The sequence below is a fragment of the Microbacterium sp. CFBP 13617 genome, assembly GCF_014839445.1.
Taxonomy (GTDB): domain Bacteria; phylum Actinomycetota; class Actinomycetes; order Actinomycetales; family Microbacteriaceae; genus Microbacterium.
Genome location: NZ_JACYNW010000002.1, coordinates 189425 through 204571, shown reverse-complemented (window position 1 = coordinate 204571; position 15147 = coordinate 189425). Strand labels below are relative to the sequence as shown.

The 15147-nt window shown below is 71.1% G+C and carries 12 protein-coding genes; 9 read left to right on the top strand and 3 right to left on the bottom strand.

Annotation, left to right across the window (positions count from 1 at the left end; genetic code table 11):
* Window positions 1-48: 48 nt before the first annotated feature.
* Window positions 49-2298 carry a RelA/SpoT family protein gene (locus tag IFU40_RS05440; protein ID WP_070407995.1) on the top strand — a complete coding sequence of 750 codons (2250 nt, stop codon included), beginning with the start codon at window positions 49-51 and terminating at the stop codon, window positions 2296-2298.
* On the opposite strand, the gene IFU40_RS05435 is transcribed toward IFU40_RS05440, so the two are convergent.
* The 3 genes from IFU40_RS05435 to IFU40_RS05425 all read right to left on the bottom strand — a co-directional run bounded on the left by IFU40_RS05435 (window position 2277) and on the right by IFU40_RS05425 (window position 5124).
* Complete coding sequence (locus IFU40_RS05435; RefSeq protein ID WP_191915101.1) at window positions 2277-2954, bottom strand: hypothetical protein; 678 nt, start codon at window positions 2952-2954, stop codon at window positions 2277-2279. The two genes, IFU40_RS05440 and IFU40_RS05435, sit on opposite strands and share 22 nt — an antisense overlap.
* A 64-nt stretch (window positions 2955-3018) precedes the next feature.
* A complete protein-coding gene (locus tag IFU40_RS05430) occupies window positions 3019-4752 on the bottom strand; it encodes a DUF349 domain-containing protein (RefSeq protein ID WP_342343489.1) in 1734 nt (577 codons plus the stop codon).
* 93 nt (window positions 4753-4845) lie between these two features.
* Window positions 4846-5124, bottom strand: coding sequence for a dioxygenase (locus tag IFU40_RS05425; RefSeq protein ID WP_070409792.1), 279 nt, complete (start codon window positions 5122-5124; stop codon window positions 4846-4848).
* A 143-nt stretch (window positions 5125-5267) separates the two neighbouring features.
* Here IFU40_RS05425 and IFU40_RS05420 point away from each other — a divergent pair, with 143 nt between their 5' ends.
* From IFU40_RS05420 to aroC, 8 genes are all read left to right on the top strand, one after another.
* A complete protein-coding gene (locus IFU40_RS05420) occupies window positions 5268-6701 on the top strand; it encodes an AAA family ATPase (RefSeq protein WP_191925658.1) in 1434 nt (477 codons plus the stop codon).
* Between the two features lie 187 nt (window positions 6702-6888).
* Window positions 6889-7518, top strand: coding sequence for a 30S ribosomal protein S4 (rpsD, locus tag IFU40_RS05415; RefSeq protein WP_055837326.1), 630 nt, complete (start codon window positions 6889-6891; stop codon window positions 7516-7518).
* Window positions 7519-7716: 198 nt separating this feature from the next.
* Entirely contained in the window at window positions 7717-7998 is a 282-nt protein-coding gene (locus tag IFU40_RS05410; protein ID WP_258027510.1) for an ATPase, read from the top strand.
* Between the two features lie 62 nt (window positions 7999-8060).
* Entirely contained in the window at window positions 8061-10730 is a 2670-nt protein-coding gene (gene alaS, locus IFU40_RS05405) for an alanine--tRNA ligase (RefSeq protein ID WP_191925657.1), read from the top strand.
* A complete protein-coding gene (ruvX, locus tag IFU40_RS05400) occupies window positions 10727-11200 on the top strand; it encodes a Holliday junction resolvase RuvX (protein WP_191915106.1) in 474 nt (157 codons plus the stop codon). Before alaS ends, ruvX begins: the two co-directional genes overlap by 4 nt.
* 1 nt (window position 11201) lies before the next feature.
* A complete protein-coding gene (gene mltG, locus IFU40_RS05395) occupies window positions 11202-13052 on the top strand; it encodes an endolytic transglycosylase MltG (protein ID WP_191925656.1) in 1851 nt (616 codons plus the stop codon).
* Complete coding sequence (locus IFU40_RS05390; RefSeq protein WP_191925655.1) at window positions 13046-13888, top strand: shikimate dehydrogenase family protein; 843 nt, start codon at window positions 13046-13048, stop codon at window positions 13886-13888. Before mltG ends, IFU40_RS05390 begins: the two co-directional genes overlap by 7 nt.
* A 4-nt stretch (window positions 13889-13892) precedes the next feature.
* Entirely contained in the window at window positions 13893-15119 is a 1227-nt protein-coding gene (aroC, locus tag IFU40_RS05385) for a chorismate synthase (protein WP_191925654.1), read from the top strand.
* Window positions 15120-15147: the final 28 nt, after the last annotated feature.

The window sequence follows — 15147 nt, the reverse complement described above, 5'->3', positions numbered from 1 at the left end:
CCCCGCGGGGCGTAGACTTGATCGACTGGCCGTGAGGAAGAGGTGGCGATGACCGAGACCACGTCGTCCACGCCGCCCCCGTCGTCACTGCGTCGCCTGGTGCCGCGCATCTTCTCACGTGCTGCCCGCCGCGACGACGTCGACAAGCTGCTCCGCACCGTCCGCACGCACCACCCCAAGGGCGATCTCGCGATCGTCGAACGGGCCTACGCGGTCGCCGACAAGGCGCACGACGGACAGAAGCGCCAGAGCGGTGAGCCGTACATCACCCACCCGTTGGCGGTGGCGCAGATCCTCGCCGAGCTGGGTCTGGGGCCCAAGGCGATCGCGGCGGCGCTTCTGCACGACACCGTCGAAGACACCGGCTACCCCCTCGACGAACTCGCCGCCGACTTCGGCGACGAGGTGGCCATGCTCGTCGACGGCGTCACCAAGCTCGACAAGGTCAAGTACGGCGACAGTGCCCAGGCCGAGACGGTGCGCAAGATGATCGTCGCGATGTCGAAAGACATCCGCGTGCTGCTCATCAAGCTCGCCGACCGCCTGCACAACGCGCGCACCTGGGGATTCGTCCCCCCGCACAAGGCCGCGAAGAAGGCGACCGAGACGCTCGAGATCTACGCCCCGCTGGCGCATCGTCTCGGCATCCAGGCCATCAAGAGCGAGCTCGAAGACCTCTCGTTCGCGGTGATGCACCCGAAGCTCTACGCCGAGATCGAGAGCCTGGTGAGGCAGCGCACTCCGCAGCGCGAGCAGTACGTGCAGAACGTCATCGACTCCGTCGACGCCGACCTGCGCGAACTGCGGGTACGCGGCCGGGTCATGGGGCGACCCAAACAGCTCTACTCGGTGTACCAGAAGATGGTCGTGCGCGGGCGTGAGTTCGACGACATCTACGACCTCATCGGCATCCGCATCCTCGTCGGCACGGTGCGCGACTGCTACGCCGTGCTCGGTGCGATCCACGCGCGGTGGACGCCGCTGCCGGGGCGCTTCAAGGACTACATCGCCACTCCCAAGTTCAACCTCTACCAGTCGCTGCACACGACGGTGCTCGGACCGGGTGGCCGCACGGTCGAGATCCAGATCCGCACGCACGAGATGCACCAGCAGGCCGAGTTCGGTGTCGCGGCCCACTGGAAGTACAAAGAGCGCATGGCCGGCGGCAAGACGGATGCCAAGGCCGTCGACGCCGACATGGCCTGGATCGCGCACATCTCGGACTGGCAGGCAGAGACCGCCGACCCGGGGGAGTTCCTCGACTCGCTGCGGTTCGAGATCGGCGCGAAAGAGGTCTACGTCTTCACGCCGAAGGGGCGCGTCGTGGGTCTGCCCACGGGGGCGACGCCCGTCGACTTCGCGTACGCCGTGCACACCGAGATCGGCCACCGCACCATGGGGGCGAAGGTCAACGGTCGCCTGGTGCCCCTCGAGTCGGCCCTGCAGAGCGGCGACGTGGTCGAGGTCTTCACGTCGAAGAACCCCGACGCCGGCCCCAGCCAGGACTGGCTCGGCTTCGTCAAGAGCACCCGCGCGCGCAACAAGATCCGCGGGTGGTTCACGAAGGAACGTCGCGAAGAGGCCATCGAGCAGGGCAAGGACTCCATTGCCCGCGCCATGCGCCGGCAGAACCTTCCCCTGCAGCGTCTGATGAGCCAGGACTCGTTCACCGAGGTCGCGCGGCTCTTCCACTACGAAGACGTCTCGGCGCTGTACGCCGCCGTCGGCGAGGGTCACGTCTCGACCCAGTCGGTGATCGAGAAGGTCACGGCTCTGGTCAACGTCGAGGAGTCGAACACCGGCCCCATCGACATCCCCGTCGGACGCAGCCGGGCCCCGCGCGGTGGCGACTCGGGAGTGCTCGTGCGCGGCGCGCCCGACATCCTGGTCAAGTTGGCCAAGTGCTGCACCCCCGTGCCGGGCGATCAGATCGTCGGCTTCGTGACGCGCGGCAGCGGCGTCTCGGTGCACCGGGGCGACTGCACGAACGTGAAGTCGCTCAAAGAAGAGCCCGATCGACTCATCGAGGTCGAGTGGGCGCCGACCTCGAAGAGCGTGTTCCTCGTGCAGATCCAGGTCGAGGCCCTCGATCGCTCGGGCCTGCTCAGCGACGTCACGCGGGTGCTCAGCGAGCACCACGTCAACATCCTCTCGGCCACCGTGTCGACGACGAACGACCGACTCGCGCTCAGCAAGTTCGTGTTCGAGATGGGCGACACCGTGCATCTGGATCGGGTGCTGAACGCGGTGCGCCGCATCGACGCGGTCTACGACGTCTACCGCGTCACGTCTTCCTGAGGGGCGACGCGGTCCTCGTCCGCGCCGGCACGGGCGATGGCCGTACCCGGTGATCCCGGGTGACCGTGGGACATATCGCTGCTCCGTGCCTCGTGCTGCGCGGCGTAGCCGGGCTCTGCTGCTCCGCGGGCGCACCGCAGCGCGTCGACAGCTCGCCGACCGTAGGGGAAGCGGGGGTGCGCCCGCAGCCAGAGCGTCGCTGCGGCGGCGATCCTCGGCTCCTCGGCGGCCCACGCGCAGGCCACGGCTCGCTCGGCGGCGTCGCCGGAGCGCGCGAGATCGATGAGGGTGCGCGCCGGCGTGGTGACGTGCACCCCCGCGACGGTGACGACGTCGGCCGCCCCGAGACGCACCTCGTGATACTGCGCGCGGGCAGTTCCCCGCACGATGTGGCGTATCGCGCTCACCCGTTGCGCGTGGTGGCGGGTCGGCTCGACGGTCTGTCCACCGTGGATCCACGCCGCGCTCGCGCGTACCGCCGCCCAGCGGTCTCCGAGGAGCGGACGGAGGCTTCGCGCACGCATCCACGGGCTCTCGACGGCATCGGCGGGCATGAACCCCTCGCCCAGGGCGACCAGGATGCCGTCGAGGCACGCGGCCGTGAGCTCGGCCAGGGCCATGCGCTCGTCGGCGAAGAACAGGAAGGGCGACACCATCCCGTCAGTGTGACGCGAGGGTGTCGCCCTTCCTGTTGACCGTAGAGATCTGTGGAGAACCCGCTCAGCCGCCGAGGGCGCGCAGCCAGGTCCGTCGCGCTTCGAGGGCCTCGGACGCCTGAGCCGCCGCGCGCTTGTCGCCGCGCGCGGTGGCGTCGGCGAGCTCGGCCTCGAGCTTGTCGATCGCGTCGGACAGCTGGCGCGTCATGTCGTTGGCACGCGCCTTCTGCTCGGGATCGTTGCGCTTCCAGTCGGCGTCTTCGCGGGTGCGCACGCTCTGCTCGATCTTGCGCAGGTCGTCGTCGAGGGCACGCTCCTTGTCGCGCGGGAACACGCGACCGATCTCGTCCCACTGGCGCTGGATGGCGGTGAGCTTCTGTCGCGCGGTGGCGAGGTTCTTCTCGTCGACGAGCGGAGCCGCCTCGGCGAGGAGCACCTTCTTCTGCTCGATCTTCTCTTTCGAGGCCTCGGTCTCGGCGGACTCCCGCTCGATGCGAGCGCCGTACAGGGCGTCACCGGCGGCTTTGAAACGTGCCCACAGAGCATCGTCGACCTTGCGGCCGGCGCGGCCCGAAGCCTTCCAGGCGTCGAGCAGGTCGCGGTAGGCGCCGATGCCGTCCTCGCCGCGCGGGGCCAGGGCCTCGGCGCGCTCGACGAGACGCGTCTTGGCGTCGCGCGCGAACTTGTGGGTGTCGTCGAGCTGCGAGAAGTACTCGCGGCGGTGACGGTCGACCGTCGCGCGGGCGTCGCGGAACCGGCGCCACAGCTGCTGCGCGGTCGACTTCGACAGGCGGGGCCCGTTCTGCTGGTGGGCCTGCCAGCGATCGAAGAGCGCCGCCATATCGGCGGTCATCTGCTTCCACTGCACGGTCTGCGGGTCGCGGGCGGCCAGGGCCTCGGCCTGCTCGACGATGGCCGTGCGCTCGCGCACGGCTTCGTCGACGGCTTCCTTCGCGGCGGCCGCCTCGGTCTCGCTGGCTTCGGCGAGCTGCGACGTGAGGGCGTCGAGGCGCGCTACCAGGGCGGCGAGGTCGCCGACGGCGGCGGCGCCGTCGAGCTTGCCGCGCACCGTCTTGGCCGTCGAGCGCAGATCGCCGGCCGACGCACCGCCGCGGCGGTGGCGCACCTCGAGCAGGGTCACCTCGCTCGCGAGGTCGGAGTACTTGCGCTCGAAGTAGGCGAGTGCTTCGGCGGGCGTGCCGTCGGGGTACTGTCCCACGGCGCGCCAGTCGTCACCCTCGCGCACCGAGACGGTGCCGTCGTCGTCGACGCGGCCCCACGGCTCGGTGGGCGCGCTCGACGCGGGAGCGCCGGCGGGCTTCGAGGGAACGGGGGCACCCGGGCGCGGACGAGCCATGGGGGTGGCGGCGGGACGCGGCGACGGCGCCGGCGTGCGAGGCGCGGCGGGCTCCTCCGACTGTTCGGCGGCGGCAGGCTCGTCGGCGCTGGGTTCGTCAGCGCTGGGCTCATCGGCACTGGGCTCATCGGCACCGGGCTCATCGGCACTGGGCTCATCGGCACTGGGCTCGTCGCCGTCGGTCGCGGCGGGGGTGCCGAACGCGGCGTCGACCGCGTCGGCGTCAGGGGCTGCATCGTCCGTGTCATCGGATGCCGCGGACGGGTCCACGTCGGGGACGGAGTCGGCGCCGTGGTCGTCGGAGGCGACGGGCGAGTCGAGGCCGGGCGCGGAATCGGCCTCGGCGGCCGTCGCGCCCTCGGGCGCGGCGGTGGGTTCGACCTCGGCATCACTCGCGCCGTCGCGCGGGTCGGAGGTCTCGGGGGTGGGAGCGGAAGTCACGGGTAGCACCTCATCGCGGCAGAACCGCCTGGGGGAGTAGGACTCTCCGAGCCTAGTACGGGCCGCACCCACGGAACAGGATGCCGCCCCGGCTCACTCCGTCGGCACCGGTGCGGGCGTCTCGGGAACGGCCGTCGGCGCCGGGGTCGGCGCATCGGTGACGGCGGGCACGGGTGCGCCCGGACCCGCGACGAAGTAGAACGTCTGAGCGGCCCCGGCACCGAGGATGACCGCAAGTCCGACGACGACGCCGATCACGGTGTCGCGGCGACGCCGACGCCCCTGGCGTTCGTGCAGCTCGAGGCGCGCCTGGTAGACCCGCGCGCGCTCGCGCTGCTCCCGTGTCTGACGGTCTTTCCCCCGCGTCGCCACATCGACCTCCTCGCGCTCGGACGCCTCGATCCTACGCACGGGCCCCACGGACCGAGGTGCCGGCGGTCGTCCGGCGGCCTCCGACGAGAGCGGCGGGGACCGCTGCTCGCTCCGGTGTCGGAGGCCCCGGTTAGCCTGGAGCAGTGACCCGTGCCTCCGCCCTCTTCCAGGGCTCAACCCCGCTCGCGGTGCGAATGCGACCCGTCAGCCTCGATGAGGTCGCCGGCCAGGGTCACCTGCTGCGCCCCGGCTCTCCGCTGGTCACCCTCGCGACCACCGACTCCTCGGCATCCGTCTCGGCGGTGTCGGTCATCCTCTGGGGTCCTCCCGGAACGGGCAAGACCACGCTGGCGCAGGCCATCGCGCGCTCGTCGGGGCGTCGTTTCGTCGAGCTGTCGGCGATCACCGCGGGAGTGAAGGACGTTCGGGAGGTCATGCAAGAGGCGCTGACGCAACGCGACCTGTATGGGCAGTCGACCATCCTCTTCCTCGACGAGATCCACCGGTTCACGAAGGCCCAGCAGGACGCCCTGCTGCCGGGAGTCGAGAACGGGTGGGTCGTGCTCATCGCCGCGACGACCGAGAACCCCTCGTTCTCGGTGATCTCCCCGCTGCTCTCGCGCTCCCTTCTGCTGACGCTGCGCCCCCTGGGCGACGACGACCTCGGCGCCCTCGTCGATCGGGCGGTGACCGACCCGCGCGGACTCGCGGGGCGCGTCGTGCTCGACGACGAGGCCCGCGCCACGCTGGTGCGCCTGGCATCGGGCGACGCACGTCGCGCGTTGACCGCCCTCGAGGCCGCCGCCGCGGTCGCCGGTGACGACGGCGGCGTCGCCGCGCCGGTGGCCACCCGTCACGACGACGGCGATGACGATGACGATGACGACGACGACGAATCGGATGCCGGGGCAGACGACCCCTCGCGTCCCGCCGACGATCTGCCGGTCATCACCGCCGACCACATCGCCCAAGCCGTCGACCGCGCTCTACTGAGATACGACCGTCAGGGCGACGAGCACTACGACGTGATCAGCGCGTTCATCAAGTCGGTGCGCGGCTCCGACCCCGACGCCGCGATCCACTACCTCGCCCGCATGATCGAAGCGGGGGAGGACCCGCGCTTCATCGCCCGACGCCTCGTCATCTCGGCCGCCGAAGACATCGGCATGGCCGACCCGCAGGCCCTGCAGATCGCCGTCGCCGCGGCCGACGCCGTGGCGTTCATCGGCATGCCCGAAGGGCGCATCCCGCTCGCCGAGGCGACCGTGTACCTCGCGACCACAGCCAAGTCCAACGCCGCGTACAACGCCATCAATGCGGCGATCGCCGATGTGCGCGCCGGCGGTTTCGGACGCGTCCCGATGCACCTGCGCGACGCCCACTACCCGGGCGCCAAGCGCCTGGGCCACGGCAAGGGCTACAAGTACGCCCACGACAGCGAGATCGGCATCGTGACGCAGCAGTACCTCCCCGACGAGCTGCGGGGCAAGCGTTACTACGAGCCCACGAACCACGGCACCGAGCGCGATGTCTCGGCACGGCTCGAGAAGATCCGCCGCATCCTCGACGGGCAGTGACACCCGCGCAGGGCTCTCGCCGAGTGCTCTGATAGCATGAACCGGCTCGAAACAGGGTTTTCGGGCATCCCCTCCTTCCAGTGATCACCTTCCGGTGCGCCCCGGCGTGCGCTTCGGATCGGGCGGAAGGGGGCGATACGCCCGCGAGCCGCGAAAGGCGCGGCCGCGTCATCGGAAGGAGCACTTCGTGACCACGAAGTCTCAGGACCGCCGTAAGGTGCGTCTGTCGCGAGCCCTCGGCATCGCGCTCACCCCCAAGGCCGCCCGCTACCTCGAGAAGCGTCCCTACGCTCCGGGTGAGCACGGTCGCACCAAGCGCAAGGCCGACAGCGACTACGCCGTTCGTCTGCGCGAGAAGCAGCGTCTGCGCGAGCAGTACGGCATCCGCGAGAAGCAGCTGCGCATCGCGTTCAACGAGGCCCGCCGCACCGACGGCCTGACCGGTGAGAACCTGGTCGAGCTGCTCGAAATGCGTCTGGACGCCCTCGTCGTGCGCGCGGGCTTCGCCCGCACCACCGCGCAGGCTCGCCAGCTCGTCGTGCACCGCCACATCATGGTCGATGGCCAGCTCGTGGACCGCCCGTCGTTCCGCGTCAAGCCGAACCAGATGATCCACGTCAAGACCAAGAGCGAGGGCCTCGAGCCCTTCCAGGTCGCCGCCGCCGGTGGGCACGCCGAAGTGCTGCCCCCCGTTCCGGGCTACATCGAGGTCGACCTGGCGACGCTGCAGGCTCGCCTGCTCCGTCGCCCCAAGCGCGCCGAGGTGCCCGTCACGTGTGACGTGCAGCTCGTCGTCGAGTACTACGCCGCCCGCTGATCTCAGCGAGCTGAAGGGCGCCGGGTTCTCCCGGCGCCCTTCTTTCGTTCCGAACGCGCTCCCCGCTCACCGCCCGATCGCCCTCGGATGCCGGCGGGCACGGCATCCATCGATCCCTCTTTCGCGGCGGACAGGGGTGGTCGCCTACGATGAGGGATGCCGCGACCGCGGCGTCGTATCGAGGAAGAAGTGGTGATCGTGAGAAGCCTCGTCTGGTTCGCCCTGGGCATCGTCGGCGGATTCGTCGCCGCCCACATGGTCAACAAGGACCCCCGCGGGCAGGAAGTCCTCGCCCAGCTCGACTCGCGCATCGGCGAGTTCACCGATCACATGAGCGACGCGTACCGCCAGCAGGAGACGCGTCTGTCGGAGATCATCGACGACGTCAAGAGCGTGGCCTCCTCGGCGGTCGACAAGACAGCGGACGCCGTCGACGACGCCGCAGCAGCCGCCAAGAAAGCCGCTTCGCCCTCCGACTGACCTCCCCGGCATCGGGTTCCGCGTGGCGGGGCCGATACCTCACGCGCACGGAAAGACCCGCCATGAAAACCGCCGAGATCGCCCAGCGCTTCCTCGACTTCTTCGAGAAGAAGAATCACACGATCGTCCCGTCGGCCTCGCTCGTCACCGACGACCCGGCCCTGCTCTTCACCGTGGCGGGCATGGTGCCGTTCATCCCGTACCTCAGCGGTGTCGTTCCGCCGCCGTACCCCCGGGCCGCCGACGTGCAGAAGTGCATCCGCACCAACGACATCGAAGAGGTCGGCAAGACCCCCCGCCACGGGACGTTCTTCCAGATGCTCGGCAACTGGTCCTTCGGCGACTACTTCAAAGAAGACGCGATCCGCTTCGCCTGGGAACTGCTGACCTCGCCCGAATCCGAGGGCGGCCTGGGCTTCGACGCGAAAGACCTGTGGGTCACCGTCTACGAAGAAGACGACGAGGCGCACGATCTGTGGCGCTCGCTCACCGACCTGCCCGAGGAGCGCATCCAGCGCCTGGGCAAGGACACGAACTACTGGTCGACCGGTCTTCCCGGTCCCGCCGGTCCCTGCTCCGAGATCTTCTTCGACCGTGGACCCGCGTACGGCATCGACGGCGGCCCCGCCACCGACGACGACCGCTACGTCGAGATCTGGAACCTCGTGTTCATGCAGTACGAGATCACCAACGTGCGCTCGAAGTACGACTTCGACATCGTCGGCGAGCTCCCCGCCAAGAACATCGACACCGGCATGGGCCTGGAGCGCATCGCGTTCCTCAAGCAGGGTGTCGACAACATGTACGAGACCGACCAGGTGCGCCCCGTGCTCGACCTGGCGGCGAAGCTGGCCGGCAAGGCCTACGGCCACGAGTCGCACGAAGACGACGTGCGCCTGCGCATCGTCGCCGACCACGTGCGTTCCTCGCTCATGCTGCTCGCCGACGGTGTCACGCCCTCGAACGAGGGCCGCGGGTACATCCTGCGCCGCATCATGCGCCGCGCCATCCGCTCGATGCGCCTGCTGGGCGTCGAGGGTGCGACCTTCCCCGAGCTGTTCGCCGCCTCGCGCGATGCGATGAAGGAGTCCTACCCCGAGGTCGGCACCGATTACGCGCGCCTCTCGGCCTACGCGATCGCCGAGGAGCAGACCTTCCTGCGCACGCTGGCCGCGGGTTCGGCCATCCTCGATCAGTCCGTCGTCGAGGCGAAGAACGACGGGGGCACGACGCTGTCGGGCTCGGAGGCCTTCCTGCTGCACGACACCTACGGCTTCCCGATCGACCTGACGCTCGAGATCGCCGAAGAAGCCGGCCTGTCCGTCGACCGCGCCGCTTTCGACGAGCTCATGCTCGAGCAGCGCACCCGCGCCAAGGCCGATGCCCGTGCCCGCAAGGGCACCATTGCCGACCAGAGCGCCTATCGCGAGTTCCGCGCGCTCGGCGAGACGGTGTTCACCGGCTACACCGAGCTGCAGACGGAGTCGACGGTGCTCGGCATCCTGATCGACGGCCGCGGCACCGACCGCGCCGCCGAGGGACAGATCGCCGAGATCATCACCGCCGAGACCGCGCTGTACGCCGAGTCGGGTGGCCAGGTCGCCGACAAGGGCGTGATCGTCGGCCCCGGGTACGAGCTCGAGGTGCTCGACGTGCAGCGTCCCGTTCCGGGCCTCGTCAGCCACACCGTCGAGGTCAGCACCGGCGAGGTGTCGGTGGGCGCCCGCGCCACGACCGTCGTCGACGCCCTCAACCGCCACTCGGCGCAGCAGGCGCACACCGCCACCCACCTCGTGCACGCCGCGATCCGCGACACGCTCGGCAAGAGCGCCACGCAGACCGGTTCGCTCAACCGCGCGGGCTACATGCGCTTCGACTTCAGCTGGGGCGCCGCGCTGTCTCCCGAGACGCGCACCGAGATCGAGGACATCGCCAACAACGCCGTCCGCGACAACCTCGAGGTCACCACGCGCGTGATGTCGCTCGACGAGGCGAAGGCCGCGGGTGCCATGGCGCTGTTCGGTGAGAAGTACGGCGACACGGTGCGCATGGTCGACGTCGGCGGACCGTGGTCGCGCGAGCTCTGCGGTGGCACGCACGTCGCCCGCAGCTCCGAGATCGGCCTGGTCAACCTGGTGGGGGAGCAGTCCGTCGGTGCCTCCAACCGCCGCGTCGAGGCGCTCGTCGGGCTCGACGCGTTCCGCGATCTCGCCGCCGAGCGGGCGATCGTGTCGCAGCTGAGCTCGAGCCTCAAGACGCCGCGCGAACAGCTCACCACCCGCATCGCCGACCTCGCGGCCAGCCTCAAGGCCGCCGAGAAGAAGATCGCCGCGTTCGAGGCTCAGGCCCTGAGCGGGCGTCTGCCGCAGCTCGTCGAGTCGGCCGTCGCGGTCGGCGCCGTGCGGGTCGTCGCCCAGAGCCTCGGCGAGGGCGCCTCGGCCGACGATGTGCGCTCGCTCGCCCTGCAGGTGCGCGACCGACTCGGCTCCGACCCCGCCGTCGTGGCCCTGGCCTCTGTCGCCGGCGGGCGCGCCACGGTGGTCGTCGTCACCAACGAGGGCGCGCGCGAGCGCGGCCTCGCCGCGGGTGCCCTCGCCAAGAACGCCGCGGGCGTGCTCGGCGGTGGGGGTGGCGGACGCCCCGACGTCGCCCAGGGCGGCGGAACGGATGCCGCGGCCTTGCCGACGGCGCTCGAGGGCATCGTGACCGACGTGCGGGCGACCGCCGCGTGACGGGATTCCGGCGCGGTATCCGCCTGGGGATCGACGTCGGGCGCGCCCGGGTGGGCGTAGCCCGCTCGGACCCCGACGGCGTGCTCGCCGTGCCCGTCGAGACCGTGCCGCGAAAGGGTGAGCCGGTGCGGCGGATCGTCGAGCTCGCGGCGGAGTACGAGGCGTTCGAGGTGCTGGTCGGCCTGCCGCTGAACCTCCGGGGCGACGACACCCCGTCGACGACCGACGCCCGCGCGTTCGCCGTCGCCCTCGCCGAGGCGTTGCCGATGCCGGTGCGCCTGGTCGACGAGCGTCTGAGCACGGTGTCGGCGCACGGCGTCCTGCGAGAGGCAGGCCGTTCCCAGCGAGCGTCTCGTAGCATTGTGGATCAAGTCGCCGCCGTGGTGCTGCTGCAGCAGGCGCTCGACGTGGAGCGACAGTCCGGCGAGCCGGCCGGACCCACCGTCTCACCGGGACAGGAGCCCGCCTGACATGCCCGAGAACCAGCCTCCCGAGAACGATCCGTTCGCTGATCTGTACGGGCGCCTTCCCGACCCGCGCACGGGCGCACGCCCATCTGCCGCCTCGACGCCGGACGGTGCCGAGGGAGAGACCCTCTCGCCGCGCCGCGCCGCCCGCGAGGCCCGCCGCGCCGCGACCGGTCCCACCGCCACCTCGGCGGCGGACTCGAACGTGTCGGAAACCCCCGCGCAGGGCGATTCGACCGTCGGGGACACCGCCACGCCGTCGTCCCCCGCGCCCGCCGCGGGCGCTCCCGACGCCGCCGCGCGTCCCGTGGACGCCCCGCGATCCGCCGTCGGCGACGACGCGTCACGCCCGGCCGCCGGCGACGCTCCGGCTCCCCGGCCGGCCGTGGCCGCTGCGCGCGATGACGTCTCCGCGCCTCGCGCCGAGGCTCCCCGCCCGACCGCGGCGGCCGAGCCCCCCGTCACACGGCGCTTCGACGCCGCCCGACGCGCCGATGCCCCCGCCGCCACCCCGCGTTCCGCCGAGTCGCCGCGCCGCGCGTCGACCGACGTCCCCGCCGCCCGGCGTCCCGACGCCGCTCGCCGTGCCGAGACGCCCCGGACGACCGAGCCGTCGCGCGACCGCGAGCCCGCTCTCGTCGGCGCCGGCGTCGGTGCGTCGGCCGCGTCCGCGTCGCGGGGGCCGGTGGCATCCGGATCGCTCGAGGAGCTCTTCACCGGCGAGACCACCACGCACGACATCGGCTCCCCGCCGCCGCGTCCGCCGAAGAAGCGCCGTCGCATCGGCGGCTGGATCGCCCTCGGCGTGGTCCTTCTCCTCCTCGCCGGCATCGTCGGTGGAGGTTTCGCGCTGTGGAACACCTACGGCACGCGCGTGCAGGCGTTCTTCGGCACGAGCGAGCCGATCGAGTTCGACGCCGGTCAGGCGACAGGCGAAGCCCGCATCACGATCGTCGCGGGTGACACCGGCGAGTCGGTCTCGCCGAAGCTCTTCGACGCGGGGATCACCAAGGCCTCGAACTCGCTGTACAAGTACATGCTCGACAACTCCGTCGTCTTCACGTTCCAGCCGGGCATCTACCAGCTCCAGCAGCAGATGACGTCCGAGGCCGTGCTCACGGCGCTCCGCGACCCGGCGAACCGTCTCGACAACTCCGTGCAGCTGCGCGAGGGGCTCACCCTCAACCAGTCGCTCGACCTGATCTCGGAGCAGATCGGCATCCCGCGCGAGGAGCTCACCGCCGCGGCCGCCGATCCCTCGCAGTACGGCGTGCCCGCCGGCACCCTCGAGGGCTGGATCTTCCCCGCCACGTACGACTTCGACGAGGGCGTCACCGCGAAAGACGCCATCACGCGCATGGTGCAGCGCACGATCCAGTCGCTCGACGCCGCCGGGGTGCCCGAGGCCGATCGGGAGCGCATCCTCACCGTCGCCTCGATCATCGAGCGCGAGGCGCGCAGCAGCGAGGACTTCTACAAGGTCTCGCGCGTGATCGAGAACCGTCTGCAGCCGACGAACCAAGAGACGTTCGGCAAGCTCGAGATGGACTCCACCGTGCAGTATGGCGCGGGCGAGATGGGTAGCGGCTCGGTGAGCACCTCGACCGAGGCGCGCAACTCCGACAACCCGTGGAACACGTACATGTACCCGGGCCTGCCCGTCGGTCCGATCGCGAACCCCGGCGACCTCGCGATCGACGCGGCCATGAAGCCCGCCGACGGTCCGTGGCTGTACTTCGTGACCGTCAACCTCGACACCGGTGAGACGGTCTTCACCTCGACCTACAGCGAGCACGAGAAGGCCGTCGCCCAGTGGCAGGCGTGGTGCGCGGCGAACCCCGACGGCGGATGCTGACCGACCGCACGCGCCTCGCCGTCTGGGGCGACCCGATCGCGCATTCGCGGTCGCCCCGACTGCACGCGGCGGCCTACGAGGTGCTCGGACTCGACTGGCGCTACGGCCGCGAACGGGTCGACGAGGCGGGCTTCCCGGCTGCGCTGAGCAGACTGGATGCCGACTGGCGCGGCCTCTCGCTCACGATGCCGTTGAAGCACGTAGCCGCTCGCAGTGCCGTCTCGCTCGACGACGACGCCCGACGGACCGGGGCGGTGAACACCTACCTGCTCGACGCCGATGGTCCGCGCGGCTTCAACACCGACGTGGGCGGGCTCGCGCGCGCGCTCGACGAGTTCGGGGTTCGCGAGCCGGGCGTGATCCGCGTGCTCGGTGCGGGAGCGACCGCCACCTCGGCCGTCGTCGCGGCGGCGCGAGCGGGCGCCGGCGTCGTCGAGGTGCGCGCCCGGCGCGTCGAGGCGGCCGCCTCGCTCCGCGCGCTCGGGCCGGAGCTGGGGATCGACGTACGCGTCCATGCCCTCGCCGACGCCGCCTCGGACGGGGAGCCCGTGGATGCCACGATCGCGGCTCTTCCCGGCGGCACCGATCTCGGACCCCTCGCCGAGGCCCTGGCATCCACGTCGGGACCCCTCGTCGACGTCGTCTACGGCGGCTGGCCCACCCCGCTCGCACAGGCGTGGGAACGCGCCGGTCGACCCGCCCACGACGGCCTGACGATGCTGCTGCACCAGGCGCTGCTGCAGGTGCGCGTCTTCGTCGGGGGCGACCCCTCGCTCCCCGTGGATCGCGAGGACGCCGTCCTGGCCGCGATGCGCACCGCGCTCATGGGAGACTAGGTCCATGCTTCGCGTTCTCACGGCCGGCGAATCCCACGGCCCCGAACTGATCGCCCTCATGGAGGGGATGCCCGCCGGCGTTCCCGTCTCGTCCGCGCAGATCCGCGCCGAACTGGCGCGACGCCGACTGGGCTACGGCCGCGGCTCGCGCATGAAGTTCGAAGAAGACGAACTGTCGCTGTCGACGGGCATCGTGCACGGTTTCACCATCGGCAGCCCCATCGCGCTCCGCATCGGCAACACCGAGTGGCCGAAGTGGACCGAGGTGATGAGCCCCGAGCCCGTCGAGCTGTCGGACCGCTCGCGCGGACGCGGTGCCGCCCTCACGCGCCCGCGCCCGGGCCACGCCGACCTGGTGGGCATGCAGAAGTACGGCTTCGACGAGGCCCGTCCGATCCTCGAGCGCGCGTCGGCCCGTGAGACCGCCGCCCGCGTGGCGCTCGGCGCGATCGCGCGCTCGTTCCTCGGCGAGCTCGGCATCCGCCTCGTCAGCCACACCCTCTCGATCGGCCCCGTGCGCGTTCCCGACGACGCCGCTCTGCCGACCCCCGACGACGTCGACCTGCTCGACGCCGATCCGCTGCGTTGCTTCCACGCCGACACGAGCGCCGCCATGGTCGCCGAGGTCGACGCCGCGAAGAAGGACGGCGACACGCTCGGCGGCGTCGTCGAGGTGCTCGCCTACGGCCTGCCCCCGGGACTCGGCTCGCACGTGCAGTGGGACCGACGCCTCGATGCCAAGCTCGCCCAGGCGATCATGAGCATCCAGGCGATCAAGGGTGTCGAGGTCGGCGACGGGTTCCTCACGACCACCCGCCGCGGCTCGCAGGCGCACGACGAGCTGTTCGCCACCGGCGAGGGCATCACGCGCTCGTCGGACCGCGCGGGCGGCACCGAGGGCGGCATGTCGACCGGCACCGTGCTGCGCGTGCGCGCCGGCATGAAGCCGATCGCGACCATCCCCAAGGCCCTGCGCACGGTCGATGTGGCCACCGGTGACACCGCCGCCGCCCACCACCAGCGTTCCGATGTCTGTGCCGTGCCCGCATCGGGTGTCGTGGCCGAGGCGATGGTGGCGATCACCCTCGCGGACTCGGTGCTCGAGAAGTTCGGCGGCGACAACATCGCCGAGACGCGACGCAACCTCGAGACGTACCTGGCCCACCTGCCCGAGACGCTGCGCACCACCGACGCGTCCGACGCCGCGCTGCTCGCGCATGACCTCGCCTGAGGTCGCGCCCGAGCACGCGACGGGCGGC